The organism is Marinobacter vulgaris, assembly GCF_003344045.1.
Taxonomy (GTDB): domain Bacteria; phylum Pseudomonadota; class Gammaproteobacteria; order Pseudomonadales; family Oleiphilaceae; genus Marinobacter; species Marinobacter vulgaris.
On the sequence record NZ_QFWX01000027.1, the window covers coordinates 1 to 1,165 of the forward strand.

General features: G+C 50.9%; 2 protein-coding genes. One reads left to right on the plus strand and one right to left on the minus strand.

Features of this window, described 5'->3' with window-relative positions:
• Positions 1–111 precede the first annotated feature (111 nt).
• On the plus strand, positions 112–303 hold the full coding sequence (locus tag DIT71_RS17610) for a hypothetical protein (protein WP_021243041.1): 192 nt from the start codon (positions 112–114) through the stop codon (positions 301–303).
• Positions 304–1,081: 778 nt separating this feature from the next.
• Here DIT71_RS17610 and DIT71_RS18565 read toward each other — a convergent pair.
• Positions 1,082–1,165 carry a DUF903 domain-containing protein gene (locus DIT71_RS18565; RefSeq protein ID WP_227538202.1) on the minus strand — a complete coding sequence of 28 codons (84 nt, stop codon included), beginning with the start codon at positions 1,163–1,165 and terminating at the stop codon, positions 1,082–1,084.

Sequence of the window (1,165 nt, forward strand, 5' to 3'; positions counted from 1 at the left end):
GCCTGACTGCAATTTTTTTTTTTTCATCCCTGCCCGCTACCCTGTAAACCTTTCTTCTGCGTTGCCGTTAACAGTAGGTAAGCCATGTTTGGTTTTTCTTCCGGAGCCCTGATGACTCTTAGTGATGATGAGCGACACCTGCTTGTGTCCGTTGTTTCGGTCTGGCTACGGCGTGCCGGAGGGGATGCCGGAGCCATGATGCTGGATGCATACCGGCAGATTTTGTCTGAAACCGAACCGGCCGTAAGGACTGTCATGCTCGAATTTCTTGAATCCGTTCGCATTCATTACATTTCGTCCTGAGCATTTTCTGTATTTCTGTCCATACTTAAACGAGGCGGCCGTCACGGACGGTGGTCGTCGTTCCATGATGCTGTTATGGACGAGTGAGAGTAATCTAATCTAACTTGATTGAGTTCCGGGCGTGCCGCCCGGTTTTTTTTGCTGTTTCCCGGTGTCCGTTCCGGGACAGGATGTGCATTTGTAATACCGCGCACGCGCCGGCATCACAAATACCCTGGTCAGGGCTGCGCCCCGACACCCCGCCATCGCCTCACGGCCGCGCACTGAATTGCGCACCCGTTCACCGATTTTCACGCATTTTCCTCGCCTATCTGTGCGTTCAGCATGGCGTAAAGCGCTTCGGCCTGATCGTGCAGGTGCTCACAGNGGATAAATTTGGCCATATTGAGGGCGGCGGATTCCTGTCTGGTCACTGGTGATTTTCCCCGTCTGGTGATGATTTTTGCGTGAAAAGAGCATGGCGTCATTCTGGTGCATAGTCATGCATGCCGTTAAAATTTAACAGGCGCGTTTCTGACGGGTTCCGGGGTGGTTTGTTGTGGTTTTTGTCATGGTTTCGTCAGGAACGCGCTGAACGCGTCTCAGGCGGTGCGGGCAACGGATGTTATGGTAAATTCTTGGGGGCTTGATTATAAAATACCGCACTTCCTCTTATGTCTTGTGCTTTTTAGACAACCCTGAAAGCTTTTAGCTTTGGTGATGCAATTTGCTGGGATTTTGGCGGAGAACCACAGGTAAAGAAAAAGGCCACATTAGCGGCCTTTTTCGGAGAAGATGCTCAGTGCGGAATTTCGGAGACTTCTTTAACGTCGGTTTTATTGATCTGCTGTTTGACACCATTCGCGTCTGTATAGCCAAGCAG

Bases quoted from the DNA above. Each gene is read 5' to 3' on its own strand.
- DIT71_RS17610 (WP_021243041.1), top strand. From the start codon at position 112: ATGACTCTTAGTGATGATGAGCGACACCTGCTTGTGTCCGTTGTTTCG.